Source organism: Acinetobacter bereziniae, from assembly GCF_016576965.1.
In the GTDB taxonomy this organism is placed as follows: Bacteria; Pseudomonadota; Gammaproteobacteria; order Pseudomonadales; family Moraxellaceae; genus Acinetobacter; species Acinetobacter bereziniae.
In genome coordinates this window covers 3,711,444-3,725,743 of record NZ_CP066119.1, presented here as the reverse complement: position 1 = coordinate 3,725,743, position 14,300 = coordinate 3,711,444, and the positions used below count along the sequence as shown (strand labels likewise).

Below are 14,300 nucleotides of genomic sequence, written 5' to 3'. Positions count from 1 at the left end.
ACAAGGTAAACGTGACAGTATCATCGTGGTTGCTCAAATTTTTCCAGAGCTCACCGCTCGTTTGGTGGATCTGTGATAAGCGTTATCCCTCTCGGGAGGTTTTTTTGAGAGCAACTTAGTACCAAAAATAACTAATTTAGGATTTTTTTAGTGATACAATAGACATTTACTTATGCCGTTTTGGATAGTTATTAAGTTGTAACTATTGAATACTGTTTTAGAGTAAAGTTAATTGAATTTTATATATAAAACAATATTTTATATGGGTAGTTGAGATTTTTTAGTAATATAATAGCTATTAACAAAAGAATTCTTACTGATACCATAGATGTTGACCTATGCCATGTTTAATGGGTATTATAAGCATGTAGTCGCAGCGCGGTATAAATAATCCACGCCTAGACCGAGGTACGATAAATCCTGCGATAATCGTAAACTTACTGTAAGTAAGTTGCCTCTAGGTGCCGCACCTGAATTCTAGAGCCTCTAAAATTATTTAGAGGCTTTTTTAATACTTGATAATAAATTATTTATGCGAACATTTATATATTTGGATGAGAGTGGTGATTTAGGCTGGAATATGCATGATCCTTATCAAAAAGGTGGGTCAAGCAGAATGCTAACCTTAGCTGCTATTTGTATGCCTGAAGAAAAATCTAAATATATTCAACGTATCGTACGAGCATTATACAAAAAGAGAAATAGACCGCTTAGTAATGAATTGAAGTCTGTTGATTTAAATACAGCAGATAAAGAACTTTTTCTAAGACTGGTGGCAAAGCTGCTCTCAGAACACAAAGATATCCAATTGAGATCAATTACGGTTCATAAAGAGTATGTAAATTCAAAAATGAAGAAAGACCCAAACGTTTTGTATAACTACATGATTAAGTGTTTGTTATTAAAACCAATATGTGAATCAAAATTCGTAGATTTCATGCCTGATAGACGTAGTGAAAAAGTCAATACAAAATGGAATATGGGTGAGTATTTAAACCAAATGATTTTAGAGCAATCTATTGAACATTATGTGGAAAATCAATCTTGTAATGTGTCACCTATGGATAGTTCAAAATGCTTGGAGTTGCAGTTCATAGACTTTTATGCTGGATTGGTTTGGTCAGCATATGAGTTTAGGGACTCTAAAGCCAGAATGTTTATGGCTGGTGCGAGAGTAACAAACCACAAGTTATTCTTTCCACTTGAAATAAAGTAGGCATACAAGAAACCAAACCCACTCACCAGAGTGGAATGCTGATCAGTTAAGACAAAAAAGTTAAAATGCGGTAAAAATGAGTGTATATAAATATGCTCATTTTTTTATGACTTTATCTCAAAATCTAGAACTTACTTCACAACAATCTTCTTTAACATTAGCTCATTTTAGTGAGTTGATCGATTTAAACTGGATTGAACAGAGCCTGCAACAGACAGGGAAAGCATCTATTCGAAAAAGAAAATTACCTGCTGAGCATGTGGTTTGGCTGGTGATTGGACTTGCCTTATTTCGTGATCAACCCATTTGGTATGTCGTACAACAATTACAACTTGTGTTTGGAACAACTGACTATTGTGCTCCTAGCGCATCTGTACAAGCCAGACAACGTCTAGGTTTGGAACCCCTGAGTGTTTTATTTTCAATCTTAAGTCAGGCTTGGTTTAAGGATGCACAACAACAGTATCCAGATTTTCATGGACTTCAGATATGTGCTGTTGATGGTGTAGTCTGGTCAATGCCTCTTACAGATGAAAACTTTAAACACTTCGGTTCATCCAAAGGTAAAACAGCTATTGCACCCTATCCACAAGTAAGAGCAACATGTTTGGTTAACACCAATACTCATGAAATTATTGACGCCAAACTTGGCAGTATGGATCAGGGAGAACTCACACTGGCTCATCAGTTATTGGTTCCATCTGGTTGCGCTCGGCTTTTTTAAAATCGAATTGATTTTTATCTTTACAAACCAAGGCACTACCACTGTCATGATTGCATTTTAAGACAAATTTTTCAGGCAACTGATCAAAGTTAATTTCATTAAAACAATGATGTACACCAAGCAGTGGTACCACATGTGAAATGCAAATCTTATCTTCAATCAATTGTCTAACCGTAAGTTTGTCAGCCAGTGCGGTATAAAGAGAATTTCGCTCAAAAATCATCCTCGAAGTTACTTTTTCATTGAAACTTTGTGGATGATACAAGTTCGGAAGATATCCTAATTTTTGTACGAATCTTTTGCTTAGGTAGGTTTTATCTGGAACAAAATAAGTTCTGATGATTTTTGCGAGATAGGTGAGATGGTTATACATATCGATGCAACCATGTTGGACATGGTGCATATATAAATAGCCAAAGCTTAATATTCCTTTAAAAATTTGCGTAGAGTTGAATTTTATAAAACAGGTTTTATCGGGAAATTAAACATGTAAATGATGGATAAAAGAGATCAGCTTTAGCTATTTGATGATGGCAAATATGTATGATGCCGTGTTTTATGTTTACAGATTAAGTGATTTTAACGAGATGCTGTCTCAATTTGCGTTATACACAAAGCAGGACTTTAGTCCTGCTGAGCTGAAATAGGTGACTGTTTGGGGTTTAAATCCAATGAGTAGCTCATTATTTATTAGCACATTGAATTGAGCTTGAAAGGATAATTATTCCATTCTAATCCATGTTTGACTGCGACCAATCATTGATATTCCAATATAGCCACGTAGCGTAAGTCGGTTACCACTAGCATTTAGGCGTGCTTTACCATGATAAATTTTGCCTCCACGAGGATCGAGAACTTCACCGCCGATATAATTGTTGGGGTCTTTAGGATCAACTTTCATTTTTTGCAAAATGGTCAATCCTATAATTGGCTTATTGGTAAATGGAGCAGGGCAGTTATGACATTGGGTTAAGGGCACTTCACCAGGAGCAGGAAAATCTTTAATGATTTTTCCAGCATAAGTATCGTCTTTTTGTTTTTCAATTTGAATATAAGCACGGACATAACCTGTTTTGTCATCCACCGTGCGCCAAGTTCCAGTAATATCAGCGGCATGTGTCCAGCTGACGATAGTAAACAGCATACAACAGAAAAATCCTTTTTTCATCAGCATACCTACTTTGTTGTTTGAATAAAAGAAGTAGAGATTCGCGAATTAAATTATTCACGAATCCAAGTTTGACTACGACCAAGTGCCGAAACGCCGACATAGCCTCTTAATAATAAACGATTGCCATTTGGGCTGAGTTTGGCTTTCATTGAATAGATTTTACCTGTCAATGGGTCAATGATTTTGCCACCCACATAATCTTCATCACTGCTTTGTTTTAGATTTTTCAGTACATCCATACCCAAAATAGGCTTATTGGTATAAGGCTCGGGGCAATCTACACAGGTTTCTTTTGGCGTATAACCTGGTCGTGGCGTCACCTTGATGATTTTACCAGTATAAGTCCCGTTAGACTCTTTTCGTATTTCAAGAATGGCTTTTGATGAACCCGTTTTATCATCAATATTTTTCCAGATACCCGTGATATCTTTTGCCATACTGCTACAGCTTAAAATGGAAATTAATGTCCCTAAAATAAACTTATTAAACCTCATTTCTTGATTCCTTATCAAAATGGGGAAGTATAGTTCATATTAAGCTGAATAATTACCCTGTGCAATCACGTGAAAAGTTAAATAAATCACACTTATTTAAGAAACAGTATAAAGGTTGGCAACCAGATTGCGGTAAAGACCGCATTTACAGCCATACCAAATGCTGCATAACGCCCAGCAACTGCGCCACGTTGCCATGCTTGCGCAGTTCCAATTGCATGTGCAGCTAGCCCCAAAGCTAAGCCTGACGCGCGTTCGTCATTTATATTACGTAAAATAATCGATGAAAATGCAGCACCAATTACACCTGATAAAATGACGATCAAAATTACTAAAGTGACTGGCGAGTGCAATAAAGTTGCAATATTGATCGCAATCGGCGTCGTTACTGCACGTGTTGCAAAAGCCATAATCGTCGGTTCAGACATGTGTAATAAATAAGCCAAGCTCATGGGTAAAGCGACAGCACTGATACTGGCAAAGACTAAAATACCTACGATAGATTTTAACGGTAAATCATCATAACGCATTGCAGCCAGAGGAATCGCTAAAGCAACAGTGACATAACCCAAGAGGTGACTAAATAGTCCATTCATATCGGTATTGTATTTTTCATAAGGAATTTTAAATAACATTAAAATCCCAATGACAAAAAACATGCCTATCACCAGTAATGGTACTTGAGGAAAACGCTTATTGATGGGTTTTGCAGCAAGATAAGCAATTAAAGTGATTAAAAAACCAGTCAGTACACTTAACATATGTTTCTCCTATAACCACTTTTTTGCCATTTTTGCATAAATCCATAATGGAATCAGCGTACTAACAAACATAATCACTAAAAATAATGGAATTTCTTTGCCCATGCTCACCAACATGATCAATGAGCCTGCACAGATAGGCAGAAATGCAAAGCCACTTTCTTTCATTAATTTATTGTTGGTATCGACCAGTCGCGCTGGAATTTTTTTGAATTTACGCCAAACAACCAAAACAACCAATAAGCTTAATAAGCCTGTTAAATTGCCCAGTTCTGGGTGATTAAATTGCGACATGATAAATACTGAAGCTTCACGAAAAAAGATGATGAGTCCTAACGTGAAGATCCAAGCTTGCCAATCGATACCTTTTAACTGATCCATGTGTGTTTATTTATAAAATTTGACCTTTCACGTTTTAACCGATTTAGCGCTTTATTTCAAACTCTTCTAATGGTCTTTTAAACTGTTGGGCTTTCTCTCCAAGAATTTCATCAATCGGTAAATGTGCCTGTTTAATGAGCTGCTCAAGTTTATGCGGAGCAATGGCAATGCTCAAAAGGAGTTGACCGTCATCATCATAATGTTCGGATTCAATCACATTCAATTCATAAAGCTGATTTTTGAGTTTCCCATAAGCAGGTTTTAAGCGCAGTTCAAATTTTTGAATTTGTCCCATTAAACATTCATGCACTGCTCTACGAAGCAGGTCTAAGCCTTGTTTGGTATGGGCTGAAACATAAACACGCTCGGGTTGATGAGGTTTGGCATAGATGATTTTTGCTTCATCATGACTTTGGTCAATTTTGTTATACACCCTAAGCGTTGGAATATCAGCACCAATTTCTTTTAATACGGTTTCAACCGCATCGATTTGCTCCATCATGTCTGGACTACTGGCATCGATCACATGTAGCAACAAAGTTGCCTCTAAGGTTTCTTCTAGCGTAGCTTTAAAAGATTCGACTAAAGAATGAGCGAGATTGCGCACAAAACCAACAGTATCTGCAAGAACCAATGTGCCAATACCATCCCAATCCAAACGACGCAATGTTGGATCTAATGTTGCAAAGAGCTGATCAGCTGCATAAACATCACTGTTTGCCAAAATATTAAACAGTGTTGATTTTCCTGCATTGGTATAACCCACTAAGGAAACGGTTGGAATATTGGCCTTTTGACGCGCTGCACGCCCCTGAACTCGTGTTTTACGAACTTTTTCTAGACGATCTTTGAGTTGCTCCATACGAATACGTAATAAACGGCGATCTGTCTCAAGTAATGTTTCACCAGGTCCACGTAAACCAATTCCTCCTTTTTGGCTATCTAAATTGCTTCGACTACGCACTAAACGAGAAGACAAATGATCAAGCTGAGCCAACTCAACTTGTAATTTACCTTCATGTGTACGTGCACGTTGTGCAAAAATATCCAAAATTAAACCAGTACGATCAATAACACGGCATTTTAAAATGCGTTCTAAATTTCTTTCCTGAGCAGGGGATAGGGCTTGGTCAAAAATCACCAATTCAATTTCATCATTCTCGACTTGCTCAGCAATTTCTTCTGCTTTTCCTGTACCAATAAAGAATTTTGGATCAGGTTTAATCCGTTGTACGGTTAAATGGTCTAGAATCTCTGCCCCAGCAGACTTTGCCAACAAGCGAAATTCTTCTGGATCTAAATCTTCTAAGATTTGAACATTTACTGTGACTAGAATGGTTTTTTCACAACCTTGACTTTGATCAACATATTCCACAGATAATACAACTCAGCCATTGCTTGGATAAAAATTCATTCTAAAGGATATTGCAGTGTAAATCCTGAATGAGTGTTGGTGTAATGAAATAAAATTGCAAACAATAAGTGAGATGCCCGTTTTAACCGAAAAAGAACGGGCTTAACAGATGCTATAAAAAGATCATATTCTTGAAAAAATTTGATCTATTTAAAATGATAGAGCACCGATTATAATCATCAGTAGTGAGTTAAATTTTACTAAAACGATTTAAGGTCAATGCAAGTTGAATATGATTTGTATACAATAGCCGTGGTTTAATATGAAATATATTCTGTTTAGTGAATGTCTATGACTCAACAACAAGCAATCAAAAAGTCAAAATCATCGAATTTAAGTGCTTTATCTAAAGTTTTTTTATATGGTAAAAAATTAGTATCAAGTACATCTGCTGTTGCAGAAGGCTTTTATCTCGTTTATCGCCATCAATTATATAAAGATCCAAATAATCCAAAAAATACCCGTTACGTTCAATATTTTTGTCGCCGTTTGAGCGAAGTGTTCAATGTGGATGTGCGTGTCCATGGTGATATTCCACGTGAACCTGCATTGTGGGTGAGTAATCATATTTCTTGGTTAGATATTGCTGTTCTTGGCTCAGGCGCACGCGTATTTTTCTTGGCGAAGGCTGAAATCGAGAGTTGGCCAGTCTTTGGAAATCTTGCGAAAGGTGGTGGTACTTTATTTATTAAACGTGGTTCTGGGGACTCTGTTCGTATCCGTGAACAAATTGCAGATTTTTTACGTAAAGATATTCCTGTATTGTTTTTCCCAGAAGCAACAACCACAGATGGATCAAAAGTTAAGAAAGTCCATGGGCGTATTTTAGGCGCAGCCATTGAGGCTAAAAAGCCTGTACAAGTCTGTGTAATTTGCTATGTCAATCAAGATGGAAAATTAGATAACGTGGTTCCATTTATTGGTGAAACTGGTTTTGTTGAGCATGTACAAGCCGTTTTAGAAATGCCTAAAGTAGTGGCGCATTTAAAAACCTTTCCCGCGATTTCTACAGAAGGACATACTGTTGAAACGCTGACTCAACAAGTCCAAGAAATGATGCAAAAAGGTTTGGAAGACTTACAGAAAGAAGTTCTTACAATGGACTAGTTTTCAACAGGTTATTGTATTTTTCCTCATTAAATCAATGTGCGTAAGTGAAGCTTCACTTTGCTCACCCATGTTTAATTTCACTGTATTCTTGCGCTACAAACCCAGCAGCGCTTTGTTTTTAGTCATATACACCACTCAACATGGCGACATTCATGTCGTCTCATGATAGAAAGATCATCTATATGATTCAAAAGTACGAAATAAATGAATCAACAAAAAGGTTTAACAATTTTCTAGACTTACATAAAGCCTTCGATCGGCAACCATGAAATCACTTTAATGCCAGCTTTTTGCCACCATTTCATTTTGGGTTCTTTTCTAAGCGTAACAATGCCTTGAGGCGTTTCTTTCAGCCAGTTGATTTTGTTTTGTGAGTCCAAAACTAATTTATAGGCATATTTTTTTAAATGCTCATCCATGGTTTTATGTACCGCATTGGCCAATGGCGGGCTATTGATAATCACTCCAATTTCCGTGTTTAAGTTGGCGGAACGTGGATCAAAATTAAAAGAGCCAATAAATACTTGTTTATTGTCGATCGCCATCAATTTGGCATGCAAACTTGAACGGCTTAATCCTTTTAAACTGACTTTGGCTTTTTTTGAGATTTCTTCTGAATTGGCATATAAATTTTCCTCAGAGACAGCTGGAAGGAATTCATATAGCTCTACACCATTTTTAAGCAAATCATCACGGTATTTAGCATAAAACGCGTGGACTAGCGCGACATCATTGGCTTTAAATGAATTGGTCAAAACACGAACTTTGACACCTTCTTGTGCCAGTTCAATCAGCTTTGCTTCTCCCTTTTTCTGCGGCACAAAATAGGCAGAAATGAGATCTACACTTTGCGTGGGGATATCTAAACGTTTAACCATCTGAAAGTTGAGATGTTGTTCTTTTTTTGCTTTCGCCTGAATTTTATCTGGTGCGTCTTTTACGACTTCCGCTTTAACCCAATCGAGTTGGATATTGTGATGCAACCATTCATCAAAGGCATGTGTGCGATTACTTAAATTTAAATAATTTTGCACCGTTATTTCTTGGTAGTGGTGAGTGAGTTGTTGTTTTAAGTTGTCATAACGCAGGGTATAAGTATTGTGATTGACAATATTTCTGACAGGATAAGCATAGCTGTGATTCCAATATTCATCAAATGAATGGGTAATATCATCTACTGCTTGTCCAACCAACATGACATCAACATCTGAAAATTGGTAGTTGTCACTGACATTATAATATTGATTACTCATATTACGTCCGCCAATCAAAGAAATCTGATTGTCAGCAGTAAAGGTTTTATTATGCATTCGTCGATTGATACGTTTTAAATCCAGTACCATGTCAATCGGGCGCAAGCTTCTAAAACGATATGGGTTGAATAATTTAACTTCAATGTTTGGATGCTGATCCAATGCGAGATAGACACCTTCCATCTGCTTGGCATTGTTATCATCAATTAATAAACGAACTTTAACACCACGATCCGCCGCTTCAATAATTTTATATAAAGCCAATGAACCAATTTTGTCATTGTCCCAAATGTAATATTGTAGATCTAATGTTTTTTGTGCTTTTTCGATCAGATTAATACGCGCTGCAATGGCTTCAAGAGGATCATACAGAACGTGATAACCTGTTAATTCTGGATTTTGACTTTTTAAGGGGTTAATAATTTTTGCCAAAGAAGTGTCTTTGGTGTCTATATCATAGGCATATTCTGGCTTGATATTTTGCTGTTTTGGTAAAGTAGAGCATGCCGAAAGACTTAGAAATAAGCACGAGCTGAGAACAAGCACCCAGTTTTTAAACTGTTGATTGTCATCTTTTTGCTGTAATTGACTATTACGATTGATCGTTCGTTGCATAATATTTTCTAAGATTTTTCAGAGCTAGAGTATAATTGTCTTCATTGAAAAGATAAATAATGAGATGACAAGTACATGGTACTTGAGAGATTGAATATGTTTCCAACCCTAACGATAACCTCAATTTTTTATCTCTGCTTTATTGTGCTTGCCATATGGGGAGTCAGCCAAGCATGGATAAGCCAATCTAGAACTGAAACAATCCATCCTTTTAAGTCTTTCGTCCATTTGTTGGCATTTTACCTGTCTTATTTATTAATTCCGTTGTTGTTTTTTAGCATTTATGCAGGTTGGATTGGAATATTTTCCTTACACGAAAGTATTTTTGTTTTCATATTGAGCGCTTTATTGATATATGCACGGTTCATTGAACCGCACACGGTACATGTCAAACATTTATCTTATGCTCTAGGACAATCACAACGTTTTGTACGACCTGTCAAAGTTGCATTGTTAGCAGATTTACATATCGGGCTTTTTTCAGGGCATGAACGTCAACTTAAAAGTATCGTGAAAAAAGTCAACTTAGCACAACCTGATTTTGTTGTGGTTGCAGGGGATTGGACTTATGAGCCTGAAAATAAACTGGTCGAAGAACTCGCCATTTTAAAAGAGATTCAAGCACCTGTTTATTCTGTCAATGGTAACCATGATGAACAATATCCTGGACCACCTATTCAAACGTTGCTGGCAAAAGCATTACAAGCCAACAATGTAATGGACATTGAAGGAAAAATTGTTGAGTTCGATGACTTTCGTTTAATCGGGATTGGAGATTTATGGGCTGGTAAAGCCGATATGCGATATATGCCTGAATTACCTCAAGATAAACCATGGTTAATTTTATCGCATAATCCTGATACAGTGGATATGGTTCCGCAATTACCGACACGTCCATTAATGCTGTCTGGTCATACACATGGTGGACAAGTTGAGTTACCGTGGTTAACCAGTTATGTGATGAAAAAGGTGTCGATCTTAGGGCATAAACGTGGCTTATATCAGCATGAGAATGCAGATGTTTTTGTCAGTGTGGGTACTGGAATGGTGGGTGTACCATTCCGCTTTAGAGTGCCACCAACGATTGATATTATTGAATTATATTAATTTCAAATGAATTTAGGTCTTAAAATAATAAAAGGCGGCTATCCCGACCAGCAAAATGAATCCAATCAGTAGCCAGAGTGAGCTGGATTTATTTTGATGGTTTAAGTCTTCAACGCTTGCTGGGGTGGATGAATGAGGTGAAGCGCTGGTATCTTGAGATGAAAAGGTTTCTTGCGAGTCTTTATTTTGTGATTGTCCTTGCCTAAAACTTTCAGCAAACTTAGACAATGCATCAGGTTGAGTTAAATCAATATTGAATTGTTTTTTGATTTCTTGCCAATCTGGATGTTGGTCATCAATTTCGACGACTTTTCCTTCCTTATTGGTCATTTTCACTTTACTGGAAGAAAAATTAAACTCAAAAGATTTATGTTCTACCGCTTTCATTTCTTTATCGAATTCAGCAGAATCGGCAAACACAATTTGCGGATTTGCCTGAAAACTTTTCATCGCTTCATCAGATTGGCTGAGTGCATGTACTAAATTCTTTGATGTAATTGGGCTTAAATGAAGCTGTTCAATTAAAAGTTGTTCTGCTTGATCGTATTGACTCAGTTTCATTAGTGTAGAGAATTCTTGTAATTGTTGTGGGTTAAGTTGATACATAGTGCCCTCAAAATACTGATTAATCTTGATGTAAAAGATGGGTAAATAAAATTTTAGAACTTTGTTTAAACATGATTAGATGCATGTTTTTCTTAGCGGGTGCTTAACAAGTAGAGTATGAATGCAATAATGATCACGATAACAATGATAAACAAAGGTGAAAGTTTTTTCTTCGATTGATCTTCAATTCCTACCAATGGGCTTGTTGAGGCGCTTGGACGATTGTGCACGTGAAGCGTGGCATCTGTTGTGGTTTTCTGGGTTCTTGTTTGCATAGCGGTAAGATAATCCGTTGCTGAATCATAGCTTGCTCCACCACCAAATTGATCCATAATATCATCCCAGTCAGGATGATGTTCATTAATGCGTTCTTTACGACCATCCTGATATAAAATAAAAATTTCACCTGTGCTGTAGTTGGTTTGAATAGATTTGTACTGAGGATGAGAACGCTGATAAAAATCCTGGTCAGATTCAAAGTCGAGAATGTTAGAATCAGGATTCTCAGCTAATTCCTCCACAAAATCTTTAGCATCTTTTAGACCCAGATGACTTTGGTCCATGACCAATTTTATTGCTTCAATCTTACGACCTTGTTGGATGAGCGATAGAACTTCATGATGTTGTATCGGTTGGGGTGTATTTAAATCATCTGTGTTCTGATGAGCGTATTCACTGTTAAAAAATTGCGCCTGATTTTCAAATTGATCAACAAAGTCTTTGGACTCTTTTAAACCTAAATTTGAGTGATCTTTAACATATTTAACTGCTTCAACTTTACGGTTTTGTTGAAGAAGTAAACGAATTTCCTGCAATTGATGATTATTAAAATGTGTCATTGTTCACCTTTGAGTATTGGTTTTAGCACGACTTAGTAACCGCCAGTAAGCCTTAGGAATTTTTATTTATCATAGAATTAATTCATTTTTTATTACAAAACAAAGCCAAATAAAAGTAGTAATTTGTGTGCGAATAGGCAATATTTTAAAACTGTCATAAAGTTTTGTTATTTTTAAAGTCATCCTATTTTAAAACCCTATAAGAGGACGCTGCCATGACTCGTGATTTTGAAAAATTTCCAGAAGATGATAATGGTAATCTACTTTGGCAAATGCACGAAGATGGTGATGATTTAGACGAAATACATGAGCTTGAATTCTCAATGTATTTCAAGACACAGGAACTTGCTGAAAAATGTGCGATTTCTCTGTTGCTTGAAGAACAAAAAATATCACTGTATTTAGATGAAGAAGTACATCCTAATGAATGGGTGATTACCATCTATGTCAATCTTTTTCCAGAATATGAGGATATTGTGGACTTAGAACAATGGTTTACTAAGATTGCCGAGCAGTTCGATGGTGAATATGATGGTTGGGGATGTACAACTTATGTCTTTGATATCGAAGAGAGTGATGATCAACAATTAAATTGAGATCAATTATTTATAGAGCATATCCAAAGAGATATGCTTTTCTTTTTTAAGTTTCAAACTACTAAAGCCATACAAATACCAATAATTTACAGCGCTAAACTAGATATTTAACAAGAATAAATAATCAAGGATGTAAAAGATGAGTAATACTGTAAAATTGCATCGTGTTTTTAGTGCACCACCTGAACGTGTTTATAAAGCATTTTTAGACCCAGATGCACTGGTTAAGTGGATGCCACCGCATGGTTTCACCGCCAAAATACATCATATGGATGCCACAGAGGGTGGTTCATATCGAATGTCATTTACCAATTTTTCAACGGGTTCAATTCATTCGTTCGGCGGAACGTATGCGGAACTGATCCCGAATCAACGCATACGTTATTTTGATCGTTTTGATAATCCTGAATTGGCTGGTGAAATTGAAGTCATCATTGAAATAAAAAGTGTGCTTGTGGGAACGGAAGTGAATATTACTCAGTCTGGTATTCCTGAAGTCATTCCTGTTGAAGCTTGTTATTTAGGCTGGCAAGAATCGCTGCAGCTTCTCGGTCTTTTAGTCAATCCAACTATTCCTGATCAATAAAAAATAGACCAGTAGAGTTTAATAAAAGTGACAATTTATACAAAGCGTATCTATGAGGAAGTGTCTGAAAAAGATGGAAAACGTATTCTTGTGGATCGTTTATGGCCGCGCGGAATAAAAAAAGAAAATGCACATATTGATGTGTGGCTTAAAGAAATTACACCTTCAAATGATTTAAGAAAATGGTATCACCAAGATATTGAGCATCGTTGGGACGAATTTAGACTGAAATATAAGGCTGAATTAGAGCAACAACAGGCACATTTAGAACAACTGCGACAATGGGGTCAACAGGGTCCAGTGACTTTATTAACTGCTGTCAAGAATGAAGATCATAATCATCTGACAGTACTGCTTGAGGTGCTGAATCATCCAGTCTCGTCATGATGTTTATTATTCCTTATATTTGTTAGGGGTTTTAAGTTGATGAAAAATGGATAGATGTTATGATGCTTCTTTTTTAATATTATAGGAGTGAATCATGTCATTGCCTAACTGCCCAAAATGTAGTTCTGAATATACCTATGAAGACGGTGATTTGTTGATTTGCCCTGAATGTAGTTATGAATGGAAAGAAGGTGAGTTATCACAAGCTGAAGAGCAAGTTGTCATCAAAGATGCTGTAGGTAATATTTTGGCAGATGGCGATGCTGTTACTGTCATTAAAGATTTAAAAATCAAAGGTTCATCTTCAGTGGTAAAAGTGGGTACTAAAGTTAAAAGTATTCGTTTGCTTACAGATAGTAGTGATGGTCATGATATCGATTGTAAAATTGAGGGTATTGGTCAAATGAAGTTGAAATCTGAGTTTGTTAAAAAAGTTTAAACCTTTTGCTCACTGATGTTGCCTGAAATTTAAGCTATTTAAGAGAAGATGAAAGCATGCAGGATATTGAGTTTTTACAATACGCCGTGAATCTTGCTAGAGAAAATGTTGAGAAAGGTGGTCGTCCTTTCGGTGCAGTTATTGTTTATCAAGGCGAGCTAGTGAGTACAGGCGTTAATCAGATTTTAGCTCACAATGATCCGACTTCGCATGCAGAACTGAACGCAGTACGCCAAGCTTGCCAGAAATTACAACGTTTATCTTTAAAAGATTGTGTGGTCTATGCAAGTGGTCAGCCTTGCCCAATGTGTTTGGCTGCAATGCGGATGGTTGGCGTGGAGAAAATTGTCTATGCTTATTCCAATTCTGATGCAGAACCTTATGGTTTATCGACTGAACAGGTGGCTGTGCAACTTAGGCAGCCTCCACAACAGCAAGATGGCTTACAATTTGTTCAATTAAAATTGGATCTGCCTTTTCATTTATATCAAATTTGGCAGCAAAGCAGTAAGTAAGATGTGCTTTAATAAGTTTTTTTCTTAAAATTCAAGTAGCTTTAGAATCACTCATAGATTGATCTATGCGTGATTCAGTTTGAGTT

16 protein-coding genes and 2 pseudogenes are annotated in these 14,300 nt (G+C 36.5%); 9 read left to right on the top strand and 9 right to left on the bottom strand.

Annotated elements, in window-relative coordinates; all coding sequences use genetic code 11:
- The first annotated feature begins 532 nt into the window (after nt 1-532).
- Both I9192_RS17365 and I9192_RS17360 read left to right on the top strand, forming a co-directional pair.
- Nucleotides 533-1,216 carry a DUF3800 domain-containing protein gene (locus I9192_RS17365; protein ID WP_005033444.1) on the top strand — a complete coding sequence of 228 codons (684 nt, stop codon included), beginning with the start codon at nt 533-535 and terminating at the stop codon, nt 1,214-1,216.
- A gap of 106 nt (nt 1,217-1,322) precedes the next feature.
- A pseudogene (locus I9192_RS17360) lies at nt 1,323-1,937 on the top strand (transposase domain-containing protein); the annotation flags it as partial.
- Here I9192_RS17360 and I9192_RS17355 read toward each other — a convergent pair.
- The 6 genes and pseudogenes from I9192_RS17355 to hflX all read right to left on the bottom strand — a co-directional run.
- A pseudogene (locus tag I9192_RS17355) lies at nt 1,930-2,313 on the bottom strand (ATP-grasp fold amidoligase family protein); the annotation flags it as partial. The pseudogenes I9192_RS17360 and I9192_RS17355 sit on opposite strands and share 8 nt — an antisense overlap.
- A 348-nt stretch (nt 2,314-2,661) precedes the next feature.
- Nucleotides 2,662-3,108, bottom strand: a complete 447-nt coding sequence (locus tag I9192_RS17350) for a DUF2147 domain-containing protein (protein ID WP_005033437.1) — start codon at nt 3,106-3,108, stop codon at nt 2,662-2,664.
- Between the two features lie 53 nt (nt 3,109-3,161).
- Entirely contained in the window at nt 3,162-3,605 is a 444-nt protein-coding gene (locus I9192_RS17345) for a DUF2147 domain-containing protein (protein ID WP_005033434.1), read from the bottom strand.
- A 92-nt stretch (nt 3,606-3,697) separates the two neighbouring features.
- A complete protein-coding gene (locus tag I9192_RS17340; protein ID WP_004829838.1) occupies nt 3,698-4,366 on the bottom strand; it encodes an LrgB family protein in 669 nt (222 codons plus the stop codon).
- A gap of 9 nt (nt 4,367-4,375) precedes the next feature.
- On the bottom strand, nt 4,376-4,747 hold the full coding sequence (locus I9192_RS17335) for a hypothetical protein (RefSeq protein WP_004829835.1): 372 nt from the start codon (nt 4,745-4,747) through the stop codon (nt 4,376-4,378).
- A 43-nt stretch (nt 4,748-4,790) separates the two neighbouring features.
- Nucleotides 4,791-6,122 carry a ribosome rescue GTPase HflX gene (hflX, locus tag I9192_RS17330; protein ID WP_005033432.1) on the bottom strand — a complete coding sequence of 444 codons (1,332 nt, stop codon included), beginning with the start codon at nt 6,120-6,122 and terminating at the stop codon, nt 4,791-4,793.
- Between the two features lie 330 nt (nt 6,123-6,452).
- On the opposite strand from hflX, the gene I9192_RS17325 reads away from it, so the two are divergent.
- Nucleotides 6,453-7,268, top strand: coding sequence for a lysophospholipid acyltransferase family protein (locus I9192_RS17325; RefSeq protein ID WP_139421175.1), 816 nt, complete (start codon nt 6,453-6,455; stop codon nt 7,266-7,268).
- A 242-nt stretch (nt 7,269-7,510) separates the two neighbouring features.
- Here I9192_RS17325 and I9192_RS17320 read toward each other — a convergent pair whose 3' ends face one another.
- Nucleotides 7,511-9,139: a phospholipase D family protein gene (locus I9192_RS17320; protein ID WP_200149957.1), complete on the bottom strand. Its 1,629-nt coding sequence runs from the start codon at nt 9,137-9,139 to the stop codon at nt 7,511-7,513.
- Between the two features lie 96 nt (nt 9,140-9,235).
- Between I9192_RS17320 and I9192_RS17315 the strand changes: the two genes are divergently transcribed.
- The gene (locus tag I9192_RS17315) at nt 9,236-10,246 is read left to right on the top strand and encodes a metallophosphoesterase (protein ID WP_049044448.1); all 1,011 of its coding nucleotides are present in this window, start codon (nt 9,236-9,238) and stop codon (nt 10,244-10,246) included.
- Nucleotides 10,247-10,258: 12 nt separating this feature from the next.
- On the opposite strand, the gene I9192_RS17310 is transcribed toward I9192_RS17315, so the two are convergent.
- Nucleotides 10,259-10,852, bottom strand: a complete 594-nt coding sequence (locus tag I9192_RS17310; RefSeq protein ID WP_005033421.1) for a hypothetical protein — start codon at nt 10,850-10,852, stop codon at nt 10,259-10,261.
- Between the two features lie 92 nt (nt 10,853-10,944).
- Entirely contained in the window at nt 10,945-11,691 is a 747-nt protein-coding gene (locus tag I9192_RS17305; protein ID WP_151800903.1) for a ribosomal L7/L12 family protein, read from the bottom strand.
- A 215-nt stretch (nt 11,692-11,906) separates the two neighbouring features.
- Between I9192_RS17305 and I9192_RS17300 the strand changes: the two genes are divergently transcribed.
- From I9192_RS17300 to I9192_RS17280, 5 genes are all read left to right on the top strand, one after another.
- A complete protein-coding gene (locus I9192_RS17300; protein ID WP_005033416.1) occupies nt 11,907-12,287 on the top strand; it encodes a ribonuclease E inhibitor RraB in 381 nt (126 codons plus the stop codon).
- 139 nt (nt 12,288-12,426) lie between these two features.
- A complete protein-coding gene (locus tag I9192_RS17295) occupies nt 12,427-12,873 on the top strand; it encodes an SRPBCC family protein (protein WP_005033414.1) in 447 nt (148 codons plus the stop codon).
- Between the two features lie 27 nt (nt 12,874-12,900).
- Nucleotides 12,901-13,260, top strand: coding sequence for a DUF488 domain-containing protein (locus I9192_RS17290; RefSeq protein WP_005033412.1), 360 nt, complete (start codon nt 12,901-12,903; stop codon nt 13,258-13,260).
- A 94-nt stretch (nt 13,261-13,354) separates the two neighbouring features.
- Nucleotides 13,355-13,699, top strand: coding sequence for a zinc ribbon domain-containing protein YjdM (locus I9192_RS17285; RefSeq protein ID WP_005033408.1), 345 nt, complete (start codon nt 13,355-13,357; stop codon nt 13,697-13,699).
- 56 nt (nt 13,700-13,755) lie between these two features.
- Nucleotides 13,756-14,214: a nucleoside deaminase gene (locus tag I9192_RS17280; RefSeq protein ID WP_005033406.1), complete on the top strand. Its 459-nt coding sequence runs from the start codon at nt 13,756-13,758 to the stop codon at nt 14,212-14,214.
- The last annotated feature ends 86 nt before the right edge of the window (nt 14,215-14,300 follow it).

Coding starts and splice junctions, on each gene's coding strand:
- I9192_RS17365 (WP_005033444.1), top strand. CDS start 533: ATGCGAACATTTATATATTTGGATGAGAGTGGTGATTTAGGCTGGAAT.
- I9192_RS17350 (WP_005033437.1), bottom strand. CDS start 3,108: ATGAAAAAAGGATTTTTCTGTTGTATGCTGTTTACTATCGTCAGCTGG.
- I9192_RS17345 (WP_005033434.1), bottom strand. CDS start 3,605: ATGAGGTTTAATAAGTTTATTTTAGGGACATTAATTTCCATTTTAAGC.
- I9192_RS17340 (WP_004829838.1), bottom strand. CDS start 4,366: ATGTTAAGTGTACTGACTGGTTTTTTAATCACTTTAATTGCTTATCTT.
- I9192_RS17335 (WP_004829835.1), bottom strand. CDS start 4,747: ATGGATCAGTTAAAAGGTATCGATTGGCAAGCTTGGATCTTCACGTTA.
- I9192_RS17325 (WP_139421175.1), top strand. CDS start 6,453: ATGACTCAACAACAAGCAATCAAAAAGTCAAAATCATCGAATTTAAGT.
- I9192_RS17320 (WP_200149957.1), bottom strand. CDS start 9,139: ATGCAACGAACGATCAATCGTAATAGTCAATTACAGCAAAAAGATGAC.
- I9192_RS17315 (WP_049044448.1), top strand. CDS start 9,236: ATGTTTCCAACCCTAACGATAACCTCAATTTTTTATCTCTGCTTTATT.
- I9192_RS17310 (WP_005033421.1), bottom strand. CDS start 10,852: ATGTATCAACTTAACCCACAACAATTACAAGAATTCTCTACACTAATG.
- I9192_RS17305 (WP_151800903.1), bottom strand. CDS start 11,691: ATGACACATTTTAATAATCATCAATTGCAGGAAATTCGTTTACTTCTT.
- I9192_RS17300 (WP_005033416.1), top strand. CDS start 11,907: ATGACTCGTGATTTTGAAAAATTTCCAGAAGATGATAATGGTAATCTA.
- I9192_RS17295 (WP_005033414.1), top strand. CDS start 12,427: ATGAGTAATACTGTAAAATTGCATCGTGTTTTTAGTGCACCACCTGAA.
- I9192_RS17285 (WP_005033408.1), top strand. CDS start 13,355: ATGTCATTGCCTAACTGCCCAAAATGTAGTTCTGAATATACCTATGAA.
- I9192_RS17280 (WP_005033406.1), top strand. CDS start 13,756: ATGCAGGATATTGAGTTTTTACAATACGCCGTGAATCTTGCTAGAGAA.